This window comes from uncultured Clostridium sp., from assembly GCF_947072515.1.
GTDB lineage: Bacteria > Bacillota > Clostridia > Clostridiales > Clostridiaceae > Clostridium.
On the sequence record NZ_CAMTIG010000021.1, the window covers coordinates 1 to 23,300 of the forward strand.

24 protein-coding genes are annotated in these 23,300 nt (G+C 27.5%); 8 read left to right on the plus strand and 16 right to left on the minus strand.

What is annotated here, in order from left to right:
• Window positions 1-22: 22 nt before the first annotated feature.
• On the minus strand, window positions 23-748 hold the full coding sequence (locus Q0W06_RS09355; RefSeq protein WP_297634295.1) for a hypothetical protein: 726 nt from the start codon (window positions 746-748) through the stop codon (window positions 23-25).
• A 191-nt stretch (window positions 749-939) separates the two neighbouring features.
• Between Q0W06_RS09355 and Q0W06_RS09360 the strand changes: the two genes are divergently transcribed.
• Window positions 940-1,677, plus strand: coding sequence for an MBL fold metallo-hydrolase (locus Q0W06_RS09360; protein ID WP_297634298.1), 738 nt, complete (start codon window positions 940-942; stop codon window positions 1,675-1,677).
• Between the two features lie 43 nt (window positions 1,678-1,720).
• On the opposite strand, the gene Q0W06_RS09365 is transcribed toward Q0W06_RS09360, so the two are convergent.
• A complete protein-coding gene (locus Q0W06_RS09365; RefSeq protein ID WP_297634302.1) occupies window positions 1,721-2,503 on the minus strand; it encodes a DUF438 domain-containing protein in 783 nt (260 codons plus the stop codon).
• Between the two features lie 221 nt (window positions 2,504-2,724).
• The gene (locus Q0W06_RS09370) at window positions 2,725-4,083 is read right to left on the minus strand and encodes a peptide MFS transporter (RefSeq protein ID WP_297634305.1); all 1,359 of its coding nucleotides are present in this window, start codon (window positions 4,081-4,083) and stop codon (window positions 2,725-2,727) included.
• A gap of 341 nt (window positions 4,084-4,424) precedes the next feature.
• On the opposite strand from Q0W06_RS09370, the gene Q0W06_RS09375 reads away from it, so the two are divergent.
• Together Q0W06_RS09375 and Q0W06_RS09380 are read left to right on the plus strand one after the other, a co-directional pair.
• Window positions 4,425-5,942 carry a bifunctional UDP-sugar hydrolase/5'-nucleotidase gene (locus Q0W06_RS09375; RefSeq protein ID WP_297634308.1) on the plus strand — a complete coding sequence of 506 codons (1,518 nt, stop codon included), beginning with the start codon at window positions 4,425-4,427 and terminating at the stop codon, window positions 5,940-5,942.
• Between the two features lie 63 nt (window positions 5,943-6,005).
• Window positions 6,006-6,380 (plus strand): single-stranded DNA-binding protein, encoded by a 375-nt coding sequence (locus Q0W06_RS09380; RefSeq protein ID WP_297634311.1) that lies wholly within the window; start codon window positions 6,006-6,008, stop codon window positions 6,378-6,380.
• A gap of 123 nt (window positions 6,381-6,503) precedes the next feature.
• Here Q0W06_RS09380 and phnE (Q0W06_RS09385) read toward each other — a convergent pair whose 3' ends face one another.
• The 7 genes from phnE (Q0W06_RS09385) to Q0W06_RS09415 form a co-directional block, all read right to left on the minus strand.
• Window positions 6,504-7,313, minus strand: coding sequence for a phosphonate ABC transporter, permease protein PhnE (phnE, locus tag Q0W06_RS09385; RefSeq protein WP_297634314.1), 810 nt, complete (start codon window positions 7,311-7,313; stop codon window positions 6,504-6,506).
• On the minus strand, window positions 7,314-8,129 hold the full coding sequence (gene phnE, locus Q0W06_RS09390) for a phosphonate ABC transporter, permease protein PhnE (RefSeq protein ID WP_297634317.1): 816 nt from the start codon (window positions 8,127-8,129) through the stop codon (window positions 7,314-7,316). It lies immediately after the preceding gene.
• A 1-nt stretch (window position 8,130) separates the two neighbouring features.
• Window positions 8,131-8,895, minus strand: coding sequence for a phosphonate ABC transporter ATP-binding protein (gene phnC / locus Q0W06_RS09395; protein WP_297634320.1), 765 nt, complete (start codon window positions 8,893-8,895; stop codon window positions 8,131-8,133).
• 83 nt (window positions 8,896-8,978) lie between these two features.
• Entirely contained in the window at window positions 8,979-10,010 is a 1,032-nt protein-coding gene (locus tag Q0W06_RS09400; protein WP_366516765.1) for a PhnD/SsuA/transferrin family substrate-binding protein, read from the minus strand.
• 279 nt (window positions 10,011-10,289) lie between these two features.
• Entirely contained in the window at window positions 10,290-10,472 is a 183-nt protein-coding gene (locus tag Q0W06_RS09405; protein ID WP_297634323.1) for a hypothetical protein, read from the minus strand.
• A 153-nt stretch (window positions 10,473-10,625) separates the two neighbouring features.
• Window positions 10,626-11,567: an SPFH domain-containing protein gene (locus Q0W06_RS09410; RefSeq protein WP_297634455.1), complete on the minus strand. Its 942-nt coding sequence runs from the start codon at window positions 11,565-11,567 to the stop codon at window positions 10,626-10,628.
• Between the two features lies 1 nt (window position 11,568).
• Entirely contained in the window at window positions 11,569-11,997 is a 429-nt protein-coding gene (locus tag Q0W06_RS09415) for an NfeD family protein (protein ID WP_297634325.1), read from the minus strand.
• A gap of 280 nt (window positions 11,998-12,277) precedes the next feature.
• Between Q0W06_RS09415 and Q0W06_RS09420 the strand changes: the two genes are divergently transcribed.
• Window positions 12,278-14,182 (plus strand): NAD(+) synthase, encoded by a 1,905-nt coding sequence (locus Q0W06_RS09420; RefSeq protein ID WP_297634328.1) that lies wholly within the window; start codon window positions 12,278-12,280, stop codon window positions 14,180-14,182.
• 331 nt (window positions 14,183-14,513) lie between these two features.
• Complete coding sequence (locus Q0W06_RS09425; protein WP_297634331.1) at window positions 14,514-16,085, plus strand: DEAD/DEAH box helicase; 1,572 nt, start codon at window positions 14,514-14,516, stop codon at window positions 16,083-16,085.
• A gap of 73 nt (window positions 16,086-16,158) precedes the next feature.
• On the opposite strand, the gene Q0W06_RS09430 is transcribed toward Q0W06_RS09425, so the two are convergent.
• From Q0W06_RS09430 to Q0W06_RS09445, 4 genes are all read right to left on the minus strand, one after another.
• Complete coding sequence (locus Q0W06_RS09430) at window positions 16,159-17,031, minus strand: NAD(P)/FAD-dependent oxidoreductase (RefSeq protein WP_297634334.1); 873 nt, start codon at window positions 17,029-17,031, stop codon at window positions 16,159-16,161.
• 8 nt (window positions 17,032-17,039) lie between these two features.
• Complete coding sequence (gene trxA / locus Q0W06_RS09435) at window positions 17,040-17,354, minus strand: thioredoxin (RefSeq protein ID WP_297634336.1); 315 nt, start codon at window positions 17,352-17,354, stop codon at window positions 17,040-17,042.
• Window positions 17,355-17,590: 236 nt separating this feature from the next.
• Complete coding sequence (locus Q0W06_RS09440; RefSeq protein ID WP_297634339.1) at window positions 17,591-18,430, minus strand: S1-like domain-containing RNA-binding protein; 840 nt, start codon at window positions 18,428-18,430, stop codon at window positions 17,591-17,593.
• A gap of 18 nt (window positions 18,431-18,448) precedes the next feature.
• Entirely contained in the window at window positions 18,449-18,949 is a 501-nt protein-coding gene (locus tag Q0W06_RS09445; RefSeq protein WP_297634342.1) for a gamma carbonic anhydrase family protein, read from the minus strand.
• Between the two features lie 112 nt (window positions 18,950-19,061).
• Between Q0W06_RS09445 and Q0W06_RS09450 the strand changes: the two genes are divergently transcribed.
• Entirely contained in the window at window positions 19,062-20,039 is a 978-nt protein-coding gene (locus Q0W06_RS09450) for a histidinol phosphatase (protein ID WP_297634344.1), read from the plus strand.
• A 44-nt stretch (window positions 20,040-20,083) separates the two neighbouring features.
• Here Q0W06_RS09450 and Q0W06_RS09455 read toward each other — a convergent pair whose 3' ends face one another.
• Entirely contained in the window at window positions 20,084-20,419 is a 336-nt protein-coding gene (locus Q0W06_RS09455) for a hypothetical protein (RefSeq protein ID WP_297634346.1), read from the minus strand.
• A gap of 245 nt (window positions 20,420-20,664) precedes the next feature.
• On the opposite strand from Q0W06_RS09455, the gene Q0W06_RS09460 reads away from it, so the two are divergent.
• Window positions 20,665-21,132 (plus strand): Lrp/AsnC ligand binding domain-containing protein, encoded by a 468-nt coding sequence (locus Q0W06_RS09460; RefSeq protein WP_297634349.1) that lies wholly within the window; start codon window positions 20,665-20,667, stop codon window positions 21,130-21,132.
• A gap of 165 nt (window positions 21,133-21,297) precedes the next feature.
• Entirely contained in the window at window positions 21,298-21,846 is a 549-nt protein-coding gene (locus tag Q0W06_RS09465) for a putative ABC transporter permease (RefSeq protein WP_297634352.1), read from the plus strand.
• A 71-nt stretch (window positions 21,847-21,917) separates the two neighbouring features.
• Here Q0W06_RS09465 and Q0W06_RS09470 read toward each other — a convergent pair whose 3' ends face one another.
• The gene (locus Q0W06_RS09470; protein ID WP_297634355.1) at window positions 21,918-23,225 is read right to left on the minus strand and encodes an FtsX-like permease family protein; all 1,308 of its coding nucleotides are present in this window, start codon (window positions 23,223-23,225) and stop codon (window positions 21,918-21,920) included.
• Between the last annotated feature and the right edge of the window lie 75 nt (window positions 23,226-23,300).

A 23,300-nucleotide genomic window follows, 5' to 3' on the forward strand; every position in this document is an offset into this window, starting at 1 on the left:
AATTAGTAACACACTTTTTATATTATTCTACTGCTGGATATTCTTTAATTATTTTATCTTTTTTCATTAAATATCCAACTCCACCACCTTGATTAGGCATTCTATATACATTTCTTTCAATTTTATCAACTATATAAACAGCCATAGTATAATCGCTATCAACATAGAAAATATAGGCTTCTTGTATAGGTAATTTAAAAATATTTATTCCATTTCTAAGTCCTTTTCCCTCTTCTCCAGTATCCTTTAAATCACACCATATTCTAGGCTTTACTTTATAATACGTTTCTCTAAGTAATTCATCTAAAAATTCCCCATCATTTTCCTCTATAAGTTTCAAACCTTCTTCACAAGTTAATTCTTTTTTTTGTATTTGTTTTTCTACTGCATCATCAATTTTCTCTTCTAATGCATCTATATCTTCTTTTAACATATTCCAATCAACACCATTTTTCACTATACCAAGTATAACTTTATTAGCTTCTTCTATTTTTCCTTTTAGATATAAGTCATCAGCTAATAAATAATCTTTTATCTCTTCAATACTCTTTTTTGCTAATTTATTATCTTTATCTCTGTTTATTACTTCATTAAAGCATTCTACTGCCTCCTCATATTCGCCACTATTAGCATTGCTTATTCCTGTATCCATAAAACTATTTATTTTATAATATCTATAACTATAGAAAATGAATGCTAATAAGAATATTATTCCTAGAAACTCTATTGTCCTTTTTACTTTTCTCATTTTTTCCTCCAATATAACCTAATTCCTTTTACAATATATAGTTTTTCTCTTTATTTTGTGTATATACTACAAATATTCTTTATTTATAACTTTTAATCTTTTTATAATTAATATTTTCTTCCTATTTTTTAACTTTCTTTAGTTATACTATATATAAACTATAAAATTATATGATTAAAGGAGACTTTACAATGAAATTAACTAATTATCTTTATACATTAGATATTAATGTTTCTTTTATGGGACATAACAGTCTTATAACACCTGCATTAATAAAAACTTCTTCTGAAGCTATTTTAATAGATACAGGATTCCCAAATACTTTAGATTCTTTTGAATCAGAATTAAAAAAACTAGATTTAACTATTTCTGATTTAACAGGAATAATACTTACTCATCAAGATATTGATCATGTAGGTAATGTATCACAAATGAAGAAAATGAATAACAATATCGAAATAATGGCTCTTAAAGAGGAAATCCCTTATATAGATGGTACTTTACTTCCTCATAAGTTAAATGCTCTTGAAGAAAACAAAGACAATTTAACACCTGAATTAGAATCTAGATATAACATGTTTAAAAAAGGCTTTGCTAATACAGCAGTTAACGTAGATAGAGTTTTAACAGATGGTGAAACTTTAAATATCGCTGGTGATGTCGAAGTAATTCACACTCCTGGGCATACTTTGGGTCATACTTGCCTTTATTTTAATGATGGTAAAATTCTTATTGCTGGAGATATGTTATTTTCAGAGGATAACACTTTAAAAACTGGTAGAAAAGGAATAAACTTTGATGATAATTTATATAAAGAATCATTAAAAAAATTACTTAACTATGATATTCAAACTATTGTTCTTTATCATGGCGGAATTTTAAAAGGTAATATAACTGAACAAATTCAAACTTTACTTTCTTCTCTATAATAAAATAAAGCTAAGTAAATTTTAAATTACTTAGCTTTTCATTTTATATTGAATCTTTTGGAGTGAACACACAGTATCCTAACATGTCACATTCTTCTTTTAATTTTTTAAATTCATCTTCTTTTATTGAATCCATTGCTGTTGGATAAAGAATATAATTTTCTTTAAATATATGATCTCTTAACTCAAATACTATATCCTTAGATATTTTATCAAATCTTTCTTTAAAATCTTCTAAACTTAAATATTTCCATACTGAACAAAGTTCTTTTAATTCTCTTTTCTTCATTCTTAATTCTTCATGTTCTAATCTCATTACTCTTGTTGGTCCTGTTATTTCTAAGCTTTCTAACTTTTTAAACAACACCTCTTCTTCTCTTTTATGATGTGGTTCTGCATTCAATAAGCTTACTCCTAATGCTCTACCTTTTTTTATCTTTTCTTCATCAAAACTTTTCATTTTTTGTATTTCTTTATTTAAAGATTCTAATCCATCTAAAAACTTCAATATTTCTTCATGCTCTTTTATAAATGTATATAATACATGTCCTTTTTCCACGCTTTTTTCAAGTCTTTCTAATTCATCTTTTAATATTTCCATGTGAATATCACATAAATGTCTAAGTTCATTTGGATTCATTCCATCATCTATAAGCTTTTGTTCTGCTAATGATATTTCTAATGGGTCTATATTCTTTACTAGTTCAATTGCTTCTTTTCTTAATTTTTTAGTAAGTTCTTCTGTATTTAATCTTCTTAGTAATTCAGTTAATTTTTCTAATTTCTCATTTTCTATTTTTTTATTTATGTGTAAAACTTCTTTCATAAGTATCAACCTCTTTTGTATTTATTCTATGAGTTAATTATACTTCCACCCAAAAAGTTTTTATGTAACATACGTTACTACTATAATTCTTCATTTTATATAAAAAATATTTTTTGTACTTTAGCCCTAAACCTTCTTCTATATTATTATTCTAAAATTTTATATTTTTATAAAAAAAACTCATTAGGTACAACCTAATGAGTTTTGTATTTAAATATATTTTATTCCATCATTTTTGCAATTCTATTACTTAATAATAATAATACTATTCCTAAAATAATACATACTCCTGATATTAGTCCAAATATTTCTTTTGCTCCAAAAGAATCTAAATTTGAAGCTATAAATCCGCCTAGAATATTTGCAACTCCTGAACTTGCAAGCCATACTCCCATTAAAAGAGATGCAAGCTTTGCAGGTGCTATTTTAGTAACCATCGATAATCCTATTGGCGAAAGACATAATTCCCCAACTGTATTAAAGAAGTAAGTTATTACAAGCCACCACATACTAGCTTTTACTACTGGATTTGTCCCATCTCCAACTGACATAGTTGCAAATACCATTACTAAGAATCCAACTCCTAGTACTATCATCCCAATAGCCATTTTTACTGGTACTTTCATATCCCCTTTTCTTCTATTTGCAAGTACAAACCATACCTTTGCAAATATCGGTGAAAGAATTAATACGAATACTGGATTTAACGATTGAAGCCATGATACAGGAACTGTCATTCCTAAAACATCTCTATTTGTTAGCTTTTCAGCAAACATTGTAAGTGAACTTCCAGCTTGTTCGAATCCTGCCCAGAAAAATACTACGAATGCAGCTAATATAAATATAGCTATTGTTCTTTTCTTTTCTTTTGCTGTTAAAGGTTTCTTTTCTATTACTTTCTTTTCTACTTTTTTTCTTTCTAAATGACCTAAATATTTAGGTGATAAAGCCATAAATATAACTTGTCCGATTATCATTCCAATTGCTGATGCTAAAAAGCCATATTTAAAGCCATATTGTACAATTTGTCCATTTATTGTATTTGCAAAAATATTTTCTGCAAGTAATCCACATATTATAGGTGCTATTAATGAACCAACATTTATTCCCATATAGAAAATTGTAAATGCTGAATCTTTTCTACTATCACCTTCTGGATAAAGTTGTCCTACTACTGTAGATATGTTTGGTTTAAAGAATCCATTCCCTATAATTAATAGTGCTAGTCCTAAAAATAATCCTACATGTCCTGGCACGCCAAACAATGCAAGATTTCCTATTACCATTACAATTCCACCAATTATTATAGATAACTTTTGTCCTAAAAATCTATCTGCTAAATATCCTCCTATTATTGGAGTGAAATATGTAAAACCTGTATATAATCCATAAATCATAGCTCCTGTTCCTACGGTAAATCCAAGTCCACCTTGAACAAAGCTAGTTGTTAAATACAAGATTAGAAGTGATCTCATCCCATAATAACTAAATCTTTCCCACATTTCTGTAAAAAATAAAAGATACAGCCCTGGTGGGTGTTTTAGTTTTGTATTGCTTTTAATAACAGTTGTTTCTGTCATGTGTACTCCCCCTTGAGTTTATCTGTTTTTATTCATATTGTTTAACATTTTTAAATTTTTATCTGTTTTTGTTTAATACTTTAATAAAACTATAACACAATTCGACATTTTTTTCAATTTTCTATGACGAAATTTATAACTACTCTCACTTTGTTCATTTTGAGTTTACATTTATTTTCTTTTTCTTCTTTCAGAATTTTCTAAAAAATATATCCTTCCCCTCCATTTTTAATATATATTTTGGAAATACATTATTTTTTTCTACATCTTTCTACATTTTTCCTTAAAAAATTATTAACAGTTTATTCTTTTTTTGATATACTTGTTTTGAGGTGTTTATTATGAAAAATTTAAAAATTTATTTTACTTCTGACATTCATGGATATATATTTCCAACTGATTATAGAGATTTTGATGAAAAAAACTTAGGTTTATTAAATATTATTAGCAATTTCAAGAAAGATGGTAATACTTTAATAATTGATGGTGGTGATACTATCCAAGGTTCACCTTTTACAACTTATTTATCTAAAAATCAATTTTCATTTAATCCTTTAAGTGAAATTTTAAATATAGGTAAATATGATTTTATAACTCTAGGTAATCATGACTTTAATTATGGATATGATTATTTGAAAAACTATCTAGAAAATTTAGATGCTACATGTATATGTGCAAACATAAAAGATAAAACTAACAAACTTCCTATCTTACCTTCTAGTATAAAAGTATTAGAAAACGGACTTAAAATAGGTTTAATTGGAATAACTACAGATTTCATTCCACTTTGGGAACAACCTAAAAATTTAGTTAATATTCAAGTTATGGATACATATTCTTCAATAAAACAAGAAATATCCTCTTTAAAAGATAAAGTAGATATTTTAATTGGTGTTTATCATGGTGGTTTTGAAAATAATTTAGAAACAGGTGATGTTTTAAGTACAACTTCTGAGAACATAGCTTATAAAATTTGTTCTACACTATCCTTAGATTTATTATTAACAGGCCATCAACATATGGAAATTTACAATAAAAACTTATTTGGTACACATATTGTACAAACTCCAAATAACGGAACAAAGTTTGCTACTATAAACATTACTATAGATGATGATAATAATAAAAATATAATCTCTTCATTAGAAGTACCTACTATTAATCCTAACAAAGAAGGATTAAATTTATTACAATCTATTGAAGATAAAGTTCAAGAATGGCTTGATACTCCAGTAGGATTTTTAGATACTTCTCTTCTTCCTACTACTCATTTAGATATGGCCATTAATGGTAGTACTCTTGCAAATTTTATAAATAGTGTACAACTTCATTTCTCAGATGCCCAAATAGCATGTACATCATTTGCTAATTCAATTAAAGGTTTTAATAAAGAGGTTACTATACGAGATATTGTTTCTACTTACATCTATCCTAATACCTTAGTAGTTCTAGAAATTACAGGTACAATTCTAAAAAAAGCTTTATATAGATGCTCAGAATATTTTCATTTAAATGAAAATGGTTCCCTTGAAATTTCAAAAACTTTTTTAGAACCTAAAATAGAGCATTATAATTATGATTATTTTTACAATATTTCATATACTTTTGATTTAACTAAAACAGATTCTTCTAGAATCTCTTCTGTTAAATATAATGGAGTTGAAATTGAAGATACTGATAAATTTTCTATTGTTATGAATAACTATAGAACTAGTGGTTCTGGTGGCTTCGAATTCTTTAAAGATGCTCCTATTATAAAGGAAATTCAAATTGAAATGCCTGAACTTTTAATTGAATATTTTATAAAATATAAAAATATTTCTACTAATAATAAGAAATCCTTAAAACTTATATATTAATTGTATATTTTTCTATTTTTTGTTAATACTCCTTAATGAGAACACATTAAGGAGTTGATTTTTTTGAATAAAGTCATATTAACAGGCTATTTAACTAATGATTTAGAACTTAAATACTCTAAAGATAAAAATATACCTTTTACTAAAGGTAGTATTGCAGTAAATGATAGAATAAAAGATACAACTCATTTCATTCCTTTTGTAATTTTTAATAGAAATGCAGAAGTTATGTGTGAACATACTAAAAAAGGAAGTCATATAGGTTTATTTGGTAGAATAGATAGATCTCCTTACTTTGATGAAGAAAATGATAAAACTGTCTATACTACAACTGTTCTCGCTGATAGTTTTGAATTTATTAACTCAACAAAAAAGAAAAATTCAGAACAGATTCCTGAAGATGCAGAGCTTATATCAAGCGAAAATCTTCCATTTTAAATTGATATATTTGGCTGACCCCCATAGTTATATCCCCTTATAACCTATCCATTCAGCCAATTATATAAAAAGGAATTGCCTCTTTTTGAGACAATTCCTTTTATTTTTTTATTTTCAATTGTTTTACCCTCTTGCTAATTTTGTTCTTAATTTTCCTGAATAGAATTCTACTAATAATACAAAGATTATAAGTACTATTAATATTGCACCTGCTTTACTCCAATTATAAGAGTTCATTGCAAAGATAAGTGGTGCTCCGATTCCACCTGCTCCAACCATTCCTAAAATAGTTGCATCTTTAACATTTATTTCGTATCTATATATTGCAGTTGATACAAAGTTTGTAAATAATTGAGGTAAAATCCCATATCTTATTTTTTGAAATGTAGTACATCCAGCAGCATCAAGTGATTCTAAAATTCTTGTATCTAAATCTTCTATAGCTTCTATATAAAGTTTAGTAATCATTCCTATTGATGCAACAGAAAGAGTTAATACTCCTGTAAAAGGACCCGGTCCTGATACTCTTATAAACATTAGTCCATATACAAACGCTGGGAATGTTCTTATAGCTGCTACTATAAATGTACCAATTGTACTTACCCATTTCGGTACTATATTACTTGCACAAAGGAATGCAAATGGAACTGATACTATAGCCCCTATGATAGTTCCTAAAAATGCTATACATGCTGTTTCAAATATTAAATATAGTACACCTGTTTTTGTGAAGTTAAAAAGAAATTCTGTATCTGGTGTAAACAATCCCTTTATAATCCCTTCGACTATTCCAAAACCATCTTTTTGTATTCCTTTAAATTCTACACTTGTACTTGCCCAAAGGAGAATTAAAAGGATTCCTATTATATTTATACTTCTCTTTACCCAAACTTTTGGTTCAGCTAAAAGCTGCTTCTTAATTTTTTCTGTCATCTACGATAATCTCTCCCTTATAAATTTACTTAAATACTCAATTGAAATTACTGTTATGAATAACATTAAAAGAATCATTCCAACTCTATCGTATTCTCTCCATCCTATTTTTTCGTTTAAGATTATTCCTATTCCACCTGCTCCAACATATCCTAATATAGCTGCATAACGAACATTTATTTCAAAACTATATAAGCATACTGAAAGATATGTAGGTAAAATTTGTGGAACTACTGCCCCTATAAAGGCTTGTAATTTAGTTGCTCCTACTGCTTCCATTGATTCAAATGGTCCCATATCTATTGTTTCTATTTTTTCATAAAGCATTTTAGCTACTATTCCAAATGTAAATATTGAAATAGCTACTGTTCCTGCAAATGTTCCAACATCAAATATAAAAGTTGCAATTATAGCTATTATTAAAGTTGGAAGTGTTCTTATTACACTTGAAAAAAATCTTACTATAGTTAATGTATATTTATTTCCATTTATATTGCTTGCTGAAAGTATTGCAAATGGAATTGCTATAACACACCCTACTACTGATCCTAATAGAGACATTTTTATAGTATCTAAAAGTTGTGTCCATATAGGTTTTATATAATTAAAATCTGGAGGAAACATATCCTTAATCATTCCAAAGAATTTTTCTCCTCTTTTTAGCAATGTAGCAAAAGAAAAATCTGTTATTTGCATTGCTATAAAAACTAAAATCACAAGTCCAATAACTATAAATGGTGTTTTAGAAATTGGTTCTTTTATTTTTTTTCCATTCGAAAGATTAATTTCTTTTTGTTTAAAGATTTTATTTATCATATTACTCCCCCATCATTTCATCTTGAGTAACTTCTCTACCATATATCTCTTTTAATACCTCTCCAGTTACTTTTGATGAAGGTCCATCATAAATTATTTCTCCTGCTTTAATTCCAATTACTCTATCTGCATATTTTAAAGCTAAGTCTACATGATGAATGTTTATAAGGATAGATATATTCATTTCTTTATTTATTCTCTTAAAGTCATCCATTACTTCTTTAGCTGTAACTGGATCTAGTGCTGCAACTGGCTCATCGGCTAAAATTATTTCTGGTTTTTGAGCTAATGTTCTTGCAAGTGCCACCCTTTGTTGTTGTCCTCCAGATAATTGATCTGCTCTAACATATGCTTTATCTAGAATTCCAACTTTATCTAACGCTTCTAATGCAATTACTTTATCTTCTTTTGAAAATAAACCTAACGCTGATTTATAAATAGGCATATCTGGTACTCTTGATGTTAAAACATTTTTTATAACAGTTGTTCTATTTATTAAGTTAAAAGATTGAAATACCATTCCTATATTTCTTCTAAAGCTTCTTAATTCTTTTCCTTTTAAATTATTAACTTCCTTATTATTAACTACTAATTTTCCATCAGTTATATCATGCATTCTGTTTATAGTTCTTAAAAGTGTTGATTTTCCTGCACCTGACAATCCAATTATGGCTACAAATTCACCTTGATTTATTTCTAAATTTATATCTTTTAACGCTTTATATCCATTAGGATAAACCTTATTTACATTCTCAAATTTAATCAATCTCTTACCTCCAATTATGAAAAAATAGGCCCATGAAAGATTTCATGAGCCTAAAAATAATTTACCTCTATTAACTAAAAATTTTATTTATTTAATTCTTTTAGTAATTTTTGTGCTTCACGCTCACTATCATAATTTTTATCTTCTGCTTTTGTATATCCTGAATGACTGTAAATTGCTATTATTTCTTTACCTTCATCTGTTTCTGCTATTTCTAAGAATGAATCTTGAATTGCTTGTTTTAATTCTGGTGTCATAGATTCATCTTTTGTTACTGCGATCATATCGTTGTATATTGGCTTAGTAACTCCTATAACTGCTGTTTCTTCCCAAATATTTTTCTTTCCATGATCTTTTGTCCAACCACTTTCATAGTCTCTTCTAACATCTGCATATCCTGTCATAACATCTGCTTGCCCTGCTGCTAATTTTGCAACTGCATCTGCATATGATGGTGTTTGAATTAATGAATCGCTTATTGCACTTAATCCATTTAATCCAAAATTATCTTTTATCCATAATGATGGATAAACATATCCAGCTGGTGAAGTTGTACTACTAGGTACTGCCCATTTAACATCTTTTATATCTTCTGCTGTTAATTTTTCACCATTATTTATTTTTTTAGCTAACGCCTGTCCCTTTTCTGATGGACCAGCTATAATTAAACTTCTATAACTATCTGCTTTATTATCATCCATTCCTTTAGTTGGTTCTGTATTCCAATCTTTTGCTTCATCTGAATCATGATTTAAAGAATCTCTTGTTGCAGTTAATAGTGCTTCTGATTCACCATCATATAATACATATGTACTACCTGGAATAAACCCTACTTGTGCTGTCCCAGCACCTAATGCTTCTGCAACTGTTTCAAAATTTGTTCCAACCTTTACTGAAACCTTTTCTATATCGAAACCTTTGTCTTTTAACTTTTCTTTTAACATATTTTGTAGTGGATCTGTTGCTTTTTCAATTTCACTTGCATCTCTAGATGGTACAAATTGTACTATTAACTCCTCTGGTACCTCTGAAGACTTTGCTCCTCCACACCCTACAAATATTGAAGCCCCTAATATTACTGCTCCAACTAATGAAATAATTTTCTTCAATTTCATTAATATCCCCCCCAAAAAAATATCTTTTAGCTTGTCTTTCTTTTGACATCTTGAGTATATCATATTTTTGTCTAAATTTGAACTTTTTTTAAACTTTTTTTCTAAATTAATAATTTTTTGTATTTTTAATGAACAAAATTCCTATTTTTTTCTATTTTTACTTCTTTTATTTTAATTCTATTAAATCTCTCTTTCTATTTTTTATAAAAAAAATAGAGATTATCTTAAATAATCTCTATAAATATTATGTATTTTAAATTGTTTTTATTAAGTTAATTTTTATTTTGTTGTATCCGTTTGATTAATTTCCTTAGTAACAGCATTTATAGTTGTTGTCGAATCTAAATTTCTGCTATTGGTAACAATTACACCATTTTTCCCATTGATTTTACTTATCTTATATCCACCAAATATAATCAAAATTATCACTAAGCAAATTAAACTTATAATTTTCTTACTCATTTAAATGCCTCCAAATTAATACTTTATATTAATATATTACGATTTTTCTTTGCTTTTTTCAAGCTTTATTCTTTTTATTAACGTTTTTTTCAAAAAAACCTATGGTTTTTTTACAAATTCCATAGGTTTTATTTTACAATATTCAAATTTTTTTTACTCTTTATTTTTAAGCATATCTCCAATAGCTGCTATACTTCCTAAAGAAGAAAGTGTTTCATTTGGTAATATAAGTTTATTTGCTGGTCCATTTGCCATTTCTTTTAGTGCTTCTACTTGTTTTAATGCTATAACTCTTTCATCTGTTCCTGATTCAATAATTGCAGAGTTTACTTTTCTTATAGCTTCTGACTCAGCATCTGCTATTCTTTGTATTGCACTTGCTTTCCCCTCTGCTTCTAACAGTTGTGATTCTTTAAGTCCTTCTGCACGTCTTATTTGAGCTTCTTTTTGTGCTTCTGCTTCTAAAATTCTTGCTTGTTTTTCTCCTTCAGCCTTTTCTATTTGTGATTGTCTTTGTCCTTCAGCTTGAAGTATCATTGCTCTTTTATCTCTTTCCGCCTTCATTTGTTTTTCCATTGCATTTTGAATTTCTGCTGGTGGAATTATATTTTTTATTTCAACAGAAAGTATTTTTATTCCATAAGCATCTGTTATTTCATCTATTATAGTTAATAAATCTTGATTTATTTTATCTCTTCCTGATAATACCTCATCTAAGCTCATATTACCTATTAAATTTCTAATATTAGTTGTTGCAGAATAAACTATTCCTGCTTTATAATCCTCAATATTATATACTGCATCTCTAGCATTTAATAATTTATAAAAGATAACATTATCTACTGATATTTTAACATTGTCTTTTGTAATAACTGATTGAGGTTGAACATCTAGTATTTGTTGCTTTGTTGATATTTTTCTTCTAACAAAATCTGCAAATGGAATTGTAAAATGCCATCCTGGCTCTAACACTCTATGAAATTGTCCAAATCTTTCAACTACATAAAGATACCCTGTATTAACAATTTTTATTGATGATAATAACCCTATTAAAATAATTACAAGAATAACTATCGGTACTATAATCCCTATCATACTATTCATTTTTCGACTCCTCTTTTTTTATTTTTAATTTACTTCCTTCTATACCTATTACGGTAAACTCTTCATTTTTTAAAATTTTCTCTCCTTCATTTATACCAGCCCAATAAACGCCTCCTACCTTTATTCTTCCTTCTTTCTCTATATCTTCATAAGCTATAAATTTTTTCCCTATATACTCTTCTTCCATAGTTTTTACTCTTTTAGTTGACTGTCTTAATTTCTTCTTTACTATTGGATAACAAAAAATAATAAGCAATATACTAACTATAAAAAATACTATTACTTGGATTCCAAATCCTACCCCAAATGCTTCTAATATTAATGCTCCCAAACTTCCAACTGAGAAAAAACTAAATAAGAATGCACTTGTCATTAAATCAATTCCAATTCCTAATATTGCTACTACTATCCATAGAATCATCTTTTTTCATCTCCTTACTTATTCTATATTTATATTATATTCCTTTTTCCACCTTTTAACAATTTTTAGAAAAACTCTTTAAAAGTTATTCTATACCCTTTAAATTTTCTTTTCTCATATTTTCTTCTCTTTTCATTGATTTTCTAATGTTTTCATTTTATTATTGTTATATAAATTAGACTTGTCATTCAAATCTATTTTGAAATTTTAAGTATTTTTACGTTTAACTAATATAAATTTGAAAATACTAACTATAATATATAATTTAGGAGTTGATTTAATGGATTTTTTTAAAGTTAGTTCTGCTTGTCCAAAGACTAAAGTTGCAGATATAGATTTTAACCTTAATAATATTTTATCTTGTATTAATGAAGCTGTTACAAATAATTCTAAACTTATCGTTTTCCCTGAACTTTGTATAACTTCATATACTTGTGCTGATCTTTTTCTTCAAAGTTCTCTTATAGAGAGAAATTATCAGGGCTTAAAAACACTTTTATCTAAAACAAAAGACTTAGATATCCTTATAGCTGTAGGTGCACCACTTATAAATAATAATATCCTATATAACTGTGCTTATGTTCTATTTAAAGGAGAAGTTCTAGGGATTATGCCAAAATCATATATTCCAAACTACAATGAATTTTATGAAAAACGTTGGTTTACAGAAGGTTTAAATATTACTAATAGTACTACCGACTTATTTTTCCAAGAAAACATTCCTTTTGGAACTGATTTATTATTCCAATATAAAGATATAAAAATTTCATTTGAAATTTGTGAAGATCTTTGGGTTACAATTCCGCCTAGTTCAAATCTTTCTCTAATGGGTGCTAATATAATCGGTAATCTTTCTGCATCTAATGAGTTAGTTTCTAAAAGTAATTATAGAAAATCTCTTATAGCTAACCAAAGTGCAAGATGCATTACTTCATATATCTATTCCTCTGCTGGAGTTCATGAATCTACTACTGATCTTCTTTTTAGTGGTCATTTATTAATTTCCGAAAATGGATCTATTCTGAAAGAAAATAATAGATTCAATCGTGAAAATGAAGTAATTCATTCTATAATCGATATCTTTAAATTAAATTCAGAAAGAATGAAAAACTTAAGTTTTAGAGACGCTTCTAAAAATTTATCAATAAAGCCTAGAATTATAAAATATAATTATACTTCTACTTTAATCGAACATTTTGATAGATTTATAGATAAGCATCCTTTTGTTCCAAGTAATCTTCTAGAAAGAGCTGATCGTTGTATGGAAATTTTCAATATTCAATCTGCAGCTTTAGCTAAAAGATTAGAACACACTAATCTTAAAAAAGCTGTAATTGGAATATCTGGTGGACTTGATTCCACTTTAGCTTTACTTGTTATTTATAAAACTTTTAAACTTTTAAATTTTAATACAAAAGATATAGTAACTATTACAATGCCTGGTTTCGGTACAACTGATAGAACTTATACCAATGCATTAGCTCTTTGTAATGAATTAAATTGTGATTTAAGAGAAATAAATATTGTCGATGCTGCTCTTCAACATTTTAAAGATATTGGACACGATAAAGATATTCATGATGTTACATATGAAAATGTTCAGGCTAGAGAAAGAACTCAAATCCTTATGGATTTAGCTAATAAAGAAGGTGGTCTTTTAATAGGAACTGGGGATTTATCAGAGCTTGCTTTAGGTTGGTGTACTTATAATGGTGATCATATGTCAATGTACTCAGTAAATCCATCTATTCCTAAAACATTAGTTAGATATCTAGTTCAATATGTTGCAGAAAATGAATCTACTGAAAAAGTAAAAGAAACTCTTTTAGATATTTTAGATACACCTGTAAGTCCTGAATTATTACCTTCTGATGGAGACGGAAATATTGTTCAAAAAACGGAAGATATCGTAGGTCCATATGAATTACATGATTTCTTCTTATATCATTTTATGAAAAATGGCTCTTCTAAAGAAAGAATTCTTTTCTTAGCTAAAATTGCTTTTAAAGATACTTATTCTGAAGATGAAATTAAAAAATGGCTTGATAAATTTATATGGAGATTTTTTTCTCAACAATTTAAACGAAGTGCTCTTCCAGATGGGCCTAAAGTTGGAACTATATCTTTAAGTCCTCGTGGTGATTTAAGGATGCCTTCTGATTCTTCACCTAATTCATTTATTTAATATTTATATATTTCTTTATAAGTTAGAAAAGAGCTAAAGTAAAACTAGCTCTTTTTTAATATTTCAATATTTTCTTAAGTCTGGATTAAAATATATTTAATATCTAAAAATTCTTTTAATTCCATTCATATTTTCTATAATTTCAGAGGAATCTTTTTACATTTTTTTGAAGAAACCCTTTAAATTCAACCTTTTTAATCTTATTCTAACATTTTATTTTCATTTGTTTCCTTTACAACACATACTGCTATAAGATATACTTAGTAAGTTGAGACAAAAAAAGATATTAATATTTTTTATATAAAATACATACAAACGAAGGGAAATATAAATGGAAAATTTAAAATTCGAAAATCTAAACCTAAAGCCATCATTACTACAAGCAATTAATGACTTAGGATATGAGGAACCATCACAAATCCAAGCACAAGCTATACCATTAGCTTCTGAGGGGTATGATCTTATAGGGCAAGCACAAACTGGTACTGGAAAAACTGCCGCTTTTGGTTTATCTATATTAAACAATTTAGAAAAAACTAACGGTATTGCTTCTATTATACTTACACCTACTAGAGAACTTGCAATTCAAGTATATGAAGAGCTAAAAAAGTTATCTAAGCATGAAAAAGTTAGTGTTTTACCTGTATATGGTGGTGACCCAATACAAAAGCAAATTAGAGCCTTAAGTGGGCATATTGATATAGTTGTTGGAACTCCAGGGAGAGTTTTAGACCTAATTAAACGTAAAAAACTTCATTTAGATAAGGTTCAATTCTTAGTTCTTGATGAAGCTGATGAAATGTTAAACATGGGATTTATTGAAGACATTGAAAGTGTTATTAAAGAGTTACCTGAAGAAAGACAAACGCTTCTTTTCTCTGCTACAATGCCACCTCAAATAAAGAAATTAGCTAATAGATATATGAAAACAGATTCAAAGCATATCGAAATCAAAAAAGTTGCTATGACTGTTTCAAAAATCAAACAAGTTGCTTTCTTTGTAAATCACAAGAATAAATTTGAAGCACTTTGTAGAGTATTAGACTTTGATACTCCAGATATTGCTATCATTTTCTGTAAAACAAAAAAAGGTGTTGATGAATTAGTTCAAAACATGCAATCTAAAAACTATGTTGTTGAAGGTATGCATGGAGATATGTCACAAATGCATAGAACTAAAACATTAAAAAGATTTAAAGAGGGTGCTTTAAACTTCTTAGTTGCAACTGATGTAGCAGCTAGAGGAATTGATGTTGAAGGAGTTACTCACGTTATAAACTATGATTTAACACAAGATGTAGAATCTTATGTTCACAGAATCGGTAGAACTGGTAGAGCTAATAAAGAAGGAACTGCATACTCTTTCGTTACTCCTAGAGAAAACTCTATGCTTAGAGATATTAAAAGAGTTACTAAAGCAGATATCGCTAGAGGTGACCTTCCAACAGTTCAAGAAATTTTAGATAGAAAACTTGATGATAAGTTCTATCAAATCCAAGAAAATCTTAATAAAAAAGGATACCAAAAGTACTTACCACTTGCTATCAACATTTTAGATAATTTTGAAGCTGTTGATGCTATTGCAGCACTTTTAAAAATGGAATTTGATAAAGAAATGTCATTTGAATATACTAATGACTCTTTAAAATCTGCTGAAGAAGAAGATGTAAGATTATTCTTCTCTATTGGTAAAAGAGATAATTTAACTAAGAAAGCTTTAATTTCATTTATTTCTGAAAGATCTAAAATAAACGGATCTAAAATAAATAAAATTGATATTCTTGAAAACTTCTCATTCGTATCTGTAGAAAAAGATACATTTAATAAAGTTATTGATAAGTGTTCAGGAATCAAATTAAATGGTAGAAGAGTTAACATAGAAGTTGCTACTAAAAGAAGATAATCATAGGCGCTAAAAAGCGCCTATTTTATATTACAATAAAAATAATGCTAGAGGCAAAGCCTCTAGCATTATTTTATAATTCTTTTTCAGCTAAATAATTTACTGCACTAAGTGCTGCAATATTACCTTCACCTGCTGACTTTATATATTGATAAGGCTTACCTATACAGTCACCAGCTGCAAAACAGCCTGCTATATTTGTTTTCATAAGTCTATCAACTTTTATATGTCCATCTTCAATTTGAAGCCCAGGAACCAATTGTGTTGGTGGTACTGCATTTTTTAATAAAAATACTCCATCAGCCTTTATTTCATCTCCTGATTTTAAGATTACTTTTTCAACTTTTGCTTCTCCAACAATCTCTTTTGGTTTGCCTTCAATAACTTTTATTTCAGAGTTTAATTTTAAATCTCCTCTATACATAGGAATATAATTTACATTACTTGCAAGTTCACTAACATAATTAGCTTCTTCTTCTCCCTCTTTTGAATAAGAAATTATAGTAACTTCTTTTCCTTTATAAAGAGGTGCATCACAAGTAGCGCAATACCCTACTCCTCTACCTAGGAATTTTTCTTCTCCTTCTAGAGGTTTTGTGTATTCTATTCCTGTTGCTAAAATAACAGTTTTAGCTTCATACATTTTCTGATTTACCATTAATGTAAAATAATCTCCCATTGAGTAAACATTATTTACTCTCTCTTCAACTATTTCAATTTCCATCTCTTTTATGTGATTTTGAAAATTTGTAAGTAAGTCTTTTCCTTTTATAGAACTAAAGCCTAAATAGTTATTTATATGTGGGGCTAAAGCAAGTTTTGGGCTTATTTCTTTGCTTCCAAAAACAATAAAAGACTTATTTCTAATTTTTGCATTTAAAGCTGCCGATATTCCTGCCGGACCACTTCCTATAATTGCAATATCAAATCTTTCCATTACTATCATCCCTTATTTTATCTATGATTATTAATCATTGATACTATTTGATCTTTTGGTAAAAATCCTACTGTTGTTTGAACATCTTTTCCGTCTTTAAATAATTTCATTGTTGGTATACTTTGAATTCCATAAGTATTTGCTGTTTCTGGGCTTTGATCAACATCAACTTTTACAATTTTTACATCACTTAATTCAGTATCTAACTCTTCTAATATTGGAGCTATCATTTTACATGGACCACACCAAGTAGCAAAAAAGTCTACTAATACTAATCCTTTTGATTCTAAAACTTCTTCTTTAAAATTACTATCGTTTATATGCATTGTCATTTTTCTTCCTCCTGTATACCCCCATAGGGTATCTCTTTTTTTTATAATTTTAATCCTTTTTAATTTTATAGTCAACCCTTTTACTATATTTTATCACTAAATTCTATAAATATACTATTACTATATAATCTATTTATAAAACACTATTTTTGATATTATTTTTTTCTATAGTTACTTCTTATTTTAAAAAAAATTAGGGCTGTAAAATAACAGCCCTAATTCTCTATAAATCAATATTATTTTATTAGCCAAGTTCCCTCTGAATCTTGTTTGATTTTTCCTTCTTTCATAAGTCCACCTAAAGCCATTTTAAAATAATTTTTACTTGTTTTAAAAATTTCTTTTATTTCTTCTGGTTTTGACTTATCATTTAATTCCATAAATCCATTATTATCTCTTAAATGTTTTAGTATAACTTCTTTTATTTCTTCTCTAGCATCTAATCTTTTCTTTCTAGTAGATAATCCTATTACACCATCTTCATATATTCTTTTAATTCTTGCTTCTACTTCTTCTCCTGGATAAATAACTTCATCATGCTCATTTCCTAAAATGATTCCTCTGTATTTTCCATCAATACAAACTTTTAAGGTTTCTCCACCACTTCTAGCATAAGTTATTCCTTTAGCCATATCATCTACTTTATACATGCCTTCTTCAGCCATATCAAGATAATCATCAATTTCAGTAGTTCCTGCAATTCTTCCCGTCTTATCTACATATGCATATATAAGATATTTCTTTCCTTTTAATAGCTTAAATTTTTGTTCTCTCATTGGTACAAAAAGATCTTTATCTAATCCATTATTAAGGAAAGCTCCAAAATCACTTACACCTGCTACTTCTAAATATCCAACTTCTTCAACTGCAATTATAGGTTTCTTTAATGTTGCAACCCTTCTATCACTTGAGTCAATGTATACAAAAACTTCTATTGTTTCGTCTACTTCTACTTTTTCTCCATTTAATAATGATTTTGGAAGTAATACTTCATCTCCCTGTTCATCACATAAAAAGAACCCAAAATCTCTTTCTTTATTTACTTTTAAAACGTTATATTTTCCTACTTTTATCATTTTTCCTCCTAGAGTGGTTTATTTATATTTTTCACTTAATTCTATATAATGCTGTGCTGATTCTCTTATTCCTTGAATTTCCTCATCTCTGAGTTTTCTTACTGCTCTAGCTGGACTTCCTATTATTAGTACGCCCTCTTCAAATTCTTTATGCTCTGTAACTAGTGCTCCTGCTCCTACAATAGAGTTTTTTCCTATTTTAGCTCCATTTAAAATTATACTTCCCATTCCAATCAATACATTATCTGCTATTGTACACCCATGCACAATAGCTCCATGACCGACTGTAACGCCTTTCCCTATATAAGCAGGGTATTTACTGTCTACATGTACTACAGCATTCTCTTGGATGTTTGTACCCTCTTCTATAACTATCTTATTCATATCGCCTCTTAATCGGCTACCGAACCAGATGTTACACTTACGCTCTATAGAAACATCTCCTATTATATCCGTACTTTCTGATATGTATGTATTTTCGTTTATTTCTGGAAATTTTTTATCGAATTCATGAATCATAAAAATCACCTCTTTATTTTTATAATTTTATTTTATCATTTAAAGCTTTTATTGTCATTATTTTACCCTCTTATAGACTATATATAAATATAACAATAAAAAAGGATATATTATGCCAGCTAAATTAGATATGTATACTAAGATTCAATCTAACTGTAAATTTTTATATGGAATATTCCATGGACATAGCTCACTTTCTATTGGTCAAGGTACACCTCTTGATTGCTATAATTCTGCTTACCACAACGGGTTAGACTTTTTAATATTATCAGAACATAGTGATTTTTTATCTTCCTCAAACTCCAAATGGGATAAAGGGATCTCTCAATCTTCTCATTTTTCAAAAAAAAGAGAAAATTTTATTTCACTTTTTGGATTTGAAGGTAAAACAAATTTTTTAAATGAATTAAATATTATAAATTCTAATACTTATTTTAATGGTGTTATGAAAGATATACGTCTATTACCAATTTGGATTTTAAATAATCCAAATGCATTTATTATTATTAGCAACCCTTTGAAAAGCCTATGTAATATAGATTATAGCCCTCTCTTAGATAAAATAATCACTGCTATTGAGGTTACTTCTGGCACTTCTAATCGTTACCTTCATAGAGAAAAATACTATTTTGCTCTTTTAGATAAAGGATTTAAACTTGGAGCTGTAAATGGTCTTTCTGAGTCTAATTTCAACTTTGGAGATTCTGAAAATCTAACTTGTGTAATCACCTCAAAATTTAATAAAGATTCTTTTATTAGTGCTATTAGAAGTCGTCAAACATTTTCAACTGAATCTAAATCCTTAAGACTTCTTTACTTTATTAACGATACTTTTATGGGCGGCACTTTCTCTGATGAACCTAATTTAAGATTCACAATTATACTTGAAGATAAAAATTATCTTATTGAAAAAATTGAAATTATAAGTAATGGCGGAGTTTTAATCCATTCACTTGATAATATCGGTTTAAATAAAATAAAATATTTATATAATCATACTCCTGAAAATTCTGAATCCTGGTATATCATAAAAATCTACCAAGCGACTAATAAACAAGCTATAAGCTCCCCCATTTTTTATTCTAAATAAAGTTTAGCAAAAAAGTCCAAGGAATAGTATTCCTTAGACTTTTATTATTTTGAATCCTTTTTCACATTCTTAACTCTATTTGGTTTTGCTTTTGGCTTCATTTTAATAGCTTTTTCTTTTGGTCTTGGTCCTCCAGTTTGTTGAATGTCTAAGAACCAGAATAATCCTATTATAATTAATGGCGTACATACAAGTCCAAACCATGTTCCAGTAATCTTGCCTGTGAATTGAAGCAGAAGCAATATAATTGCTACAGCTAATGGTATAAATTTGTTTACTCTTACTTTTGGAAATACATATTTTTTCCCTAAAAATAATATTGCTACTGTAATAACAAACAATATAACAAAAGTAAGTATTGTTGAAATTAGATGCATCATAAATCATGTCCTCCTAAAACCGCATTATACTATATATAGTAATTTAAAATAAAATTTTTTTCAATACTAAACATAGTTTATTTTACTCTTTTATACCATTTATCTTTCTTAACTGTAAATTTTTATCAAAATAATAATATTTATTAAATATTTTAAACATTTTTTAATATTCTCTTTATTAAAGTGTTTTTTTTTGATAGAATTATATACGATTTATATATTTATCAGATTACTGAGGTGATAATATGGCTAACAATAATAATTTACAATTAGATGAGTTAGATCTTCAAATATTAGATTTACTTATAAAAGATTGCAGAACTCCTTATCTAGAAATCGCAAGAATTTGCCACGTTAGTGGTGGTACAATCCATGTACGTATGAAAAAAATGGAGGATATGGGTATAATCAAAGGAACAAGAATCATATTAAACTTACCAAAGCTTGGTTATGATGTTTGTTGTTTCGTTGGAATATTCGTAGATAAAACTTCATCATTTACTTATGTTTTTGATGAAATGCAAAAAATTAAAGAAGTTGTTGAACTTCACATAACTACAGGAGCTTATTCTATCTTTGCTAAAGTTATTTGCAAAAATATTAGTGATTTACAAGAGCTTCTTATGAACAAAATAAATAATATTGATGGTATTCAAAGAACTGATACTTTCATTTCTTTAAACCAACCAATAGACAGGAATATTACTTTATAATTTTATTTTTTAAATAATACTTTTTGATAATGGGTAAACTATTTTGTATAGCCTATTATCAAGAAGTATTTTTTTATAAATTTATTTCAATCTTTATTTTTTATTAAGCTTTATTTAAGGTTTAGGATTTATAATAAATTTATATAATAACATTAGGAGGATTCTATGAATATTAATACTTTTATTTTAGTATTTTTTATCTATTCCTTTTTAGGATGGTGTGTGGAAGTTACTTATCAATACTTTAAACATAAAGTTTTTATAAATAGAGGTTTTTTAAACGGGCCATTTTGCCCTATATATGGATTTTGTGCATTATTAATAGTTAATTGTCTTTCAAGCTTAGAGTTAAACGTTGTATGGTTATTTATATTTACGTCAGCCTTAACGTCTGTTGTAGAATATGCTACAAGTGTATTCTTAGAGAAATTTTTCAGATTGAAATGGTGGGATTATTCTGAAGACCCATTTAACCTTCACGGTAGAATTTGTTTTCATTTCTCATTAGCTTGGGGATTAGGATCAGTTTTTGTAATTAAAGTTTTAAACCCTTTTTTACTTTCTTCATTAAATGGATTAGATAGTAAATCTGTTGGATTTTTAGCTATATTAATTGTTACCTATCTTTCTGTTGATTTCTGTATAACTTTATATAATCTATTTATGGAGAAAAGAAGAGTTTTATTAGGTAATAATGATGATTTACCTTTTTAAGAAGCAATAATTATATTGCTTCTTTTTTTGCATAAAAATAGTGGAGGCAAGTATGCTCCACTATTTCAGATTTAATTTTCATTAAATATTATGTATGAATATAATATTTTTGTAATCACAAAATATACAAAATAAATAGCCATATAAATAAGATATATGCCCCCTATTACTACAAAGAACTTTCCACCTAGTCCCAATATAGTGATACTCAATGCAACTGTAGCATGTATTAATCCTATAACTAGAGGAATAATATATATTAGTTTTAACTGAGTACTAATTGTTTTATCTATATCTTTTCTAGTAAATCCTATTTGCTTTAAAATCTTATATCTATTTCTTTCCTCGTAGGCTTCTTGCATTAATTTAAATAATAAAATAGATAATGTACATATCGTAAATACAATTCCTATGAATATTCCCACAAAATATATACTTCCTGCTATCTCATTATTTATTCCACTATCTCTCGAAAAATATAATGTACTGCATATACCAACTGTAGTTAACGTAGACGCAATTAAAATCGTTATAGTACTTAGAGTTCGTGCGTTACTTCTAACTCTAAATAATACGTTTGATAAGGCTACTAATTTAACTTTATCCTCAAATCCATTTCCTGCTTTTTTCTTTTTTATCCCTTCTATAATTTTAGTATTAAATAGTTTGTATGTTCCTTTAACAACTATAATCAATGTAACTATTACACTTAATCCTAAAGTTGCAATTGCCCAAGGATATGTTAAGTATCCTAATATAATAAGTATGACTGCAGGTATTCCCTTTACTACCTTTTCTTTAAAAAGTTTTTCACTACTTTTACTATCATTAAATAATTGGAGTAATGTATATCTATTTACTATATCTGCACTTCCTAGACTTACATATAGATAAAAAATCCAAAATACAATAATTGTAACTAAAAGTGCCTTACTATTAATCCAACTCATACTCTCTATGCTTTTTAAATTAAATATATCCAGATATGCTATTGTGATAAATTGACTCAATATAATTCCTGCTATAGTTCCAACTACAGTTGCAATTGCACCTATAACTATATTTTCTGTGAAAATCATTTTAGCAACTTTCTTTTTTCCCATCCCTAATAACATAAAAATTCCAAATTCTTTTTTTCTTTTCTTTATAAAAAAAGAATTTGCATAATACATAAATACGCCCATAGAAATTATAACTACCATTAAAGCTGCATAGAACACCCCATTTGCTTTATCAAAGTTTTTTATTATTCTGTCTAGTAGCTCATTATATAATATGGAATTAAAAATATATATAATTGAAAATCCAATAGTCATAGTAGTTAAATATATCCCATAATCAACTTTATTTCCCTTTATATTTTTAAAAATTATTTTCATAGATATCCTCCTCTCTATTACTTAATTATAAAATATACATGAAATACTACATATTTATCTTCGTTACACTATTCT

Bases quoted from the DNA above. Each gene is read 5' to 3' on its own strand.
- Q0W06_RS09355 (WP_297634295.1), bottom strand. From the start codon at position 748: ATGAGAAAAGTAAAAAGGACAATAGAGTTTCTAGGAATAATATTCTTA.
- Q0W06_RS09360 (WP_297634298.1), top strand. From the start codon at position 940: ATGAAATTAACTAATTATCTTTATACATTAGATATTAATGTTTCTTTT.
- Q0W06_RS09365 (WP_297634302.1), bottom strand. From the start codon at position 2,503: ATGAAAGAAGTTTTACACATAAATAAAAAAATAGAAAATGAGAAATTA.
- Q0W06_RS09370 (WP_297634305.1), bottom strand. From the start codon at position 4,083: ATGACAGAAACAACTGTTATTAAAAGCAATACAAAACTAAAACACCCA.
- Q0W06_RS09375 (WP_297634308.1), top strand. From the start codon at position 4,425: ATGAAAAATTTAAAAATTTATTTTACTTCTGACATTCATGGATATATA.
- phnE (WP_297634314.1), bottom strand. From the start codon at position 7,313: ATGACAGAAAAAATTAAGAAGCAGCTTTTAGCTGAACCAAAAGTTTGG.
- phnE (WP_297634317.1), bottom strand. From the start codon at position 8,129: ATGATAAATAAAATCTTTAAACAAAAAGAAATTAATCTTTCGAATGGA.
- Q0W06_RS09400 (WP_366516765.1), bottom strand. From the start codon at position 10,010: ATGAAATTGAAGAAAATTATTTCATTAGTTGGAGCAGTAATATTAGGG.
- Q0W06_RS09405 (WP_297634323.1), bottom strand. From the start codon at position 10,472: ATGAGTAAGAAAATTATAAGTTTAATTTGCTTAGTGATAATTTTGATT.
- Q0W06_RS09410 (WP_297634455.1), bottom strand. From the start codon at position 11,567: ATGATAGGGATTATAGTACCGATAGTTATTCTTGTAATTATTTTAATA.
- Q0W06_RS09415 (WP_297634325.1), bottom strand. From the start codon at position 11,997: ATGATTCTATGGATAGTAGTAGCAATATTAGGAATTGGAATTGATTTA.
- Q0W06_RS09420 (WP_297634328.1), top strand. From the start codon at position 12,278: ATGGATTTTTTTAAAGTTAGTTCTGCTTGTCCAAAGACTAAAGTTGCA.
- Q0W06_RS09425 (WP_297634331.1), top strand. From the start codon at position 14,514: ATGGAAAATTTAAAATTCGAAAATCTAAACCTAAAGCCATCATTACTA.
- Q0W06_RS09430 (WP_297634334.1), bottom strand. From the start codon at position 17,031: ATGATAGTAATGGAAAGATTTGATATTGCAATTATAGGAAGTGGTCCG.
- trxA (WP_297634336.1), bottom strand. From the start codon at position 17,354: ATGACAATGCATATAAACGATAGTAATTTTAAAGAAGAAGTTTTAGAA.
- Q0W06_RS09440 (WP_297634339.1), bottom strand. From the start codon at position 18,430: ATGATAAAAGTAGGAAAATATAACGTTTTAAAAGTAAATAAAGAAAGA.
- Q0W06_RS09445 (WP_297634342.1), bottom strand. From the start codon at position 18,949: ATGATTCATGAATTCGATAAAAAATTTCCAGAAATAAACGAAAATACA.
- Q0W06_RS09450 (WP_297634344.1), top strand. From the start codon at position 19,062: ATGCCAGCTAAATTAGATATGTATACTAAGATTCAATCTAACTGTAAA.
- Q0W06_RS09455 (WP_297634346.1), bottom strand. From the start codon at position 20,419: ATGATGCATCTAATTTCAACAATACTTACTTTTGTTATATTGTTTGTT.
- Q0W06_RS09460 (WP_297634349.1), top strand. From the start codon at position 20,665: ATGGCTAACAATAATAATTTACAATTAGATGAGTTAGATCTTCAAATA.
- Q0W06_RS09465 (WP_297634352.1), top strand. From the start codon at position 21,298: ATGAATATTAATACTTTTATTTTAGTATTTTTTATCTATTCCTTTTTA.
- Q0W06_RS09470 (WP_297634355.1), bottom strand. From the start codon at position 23,225: ATGAAAATAATTTTTAAAAATATAAAGGGAAATAAAGTTGATTATGGG.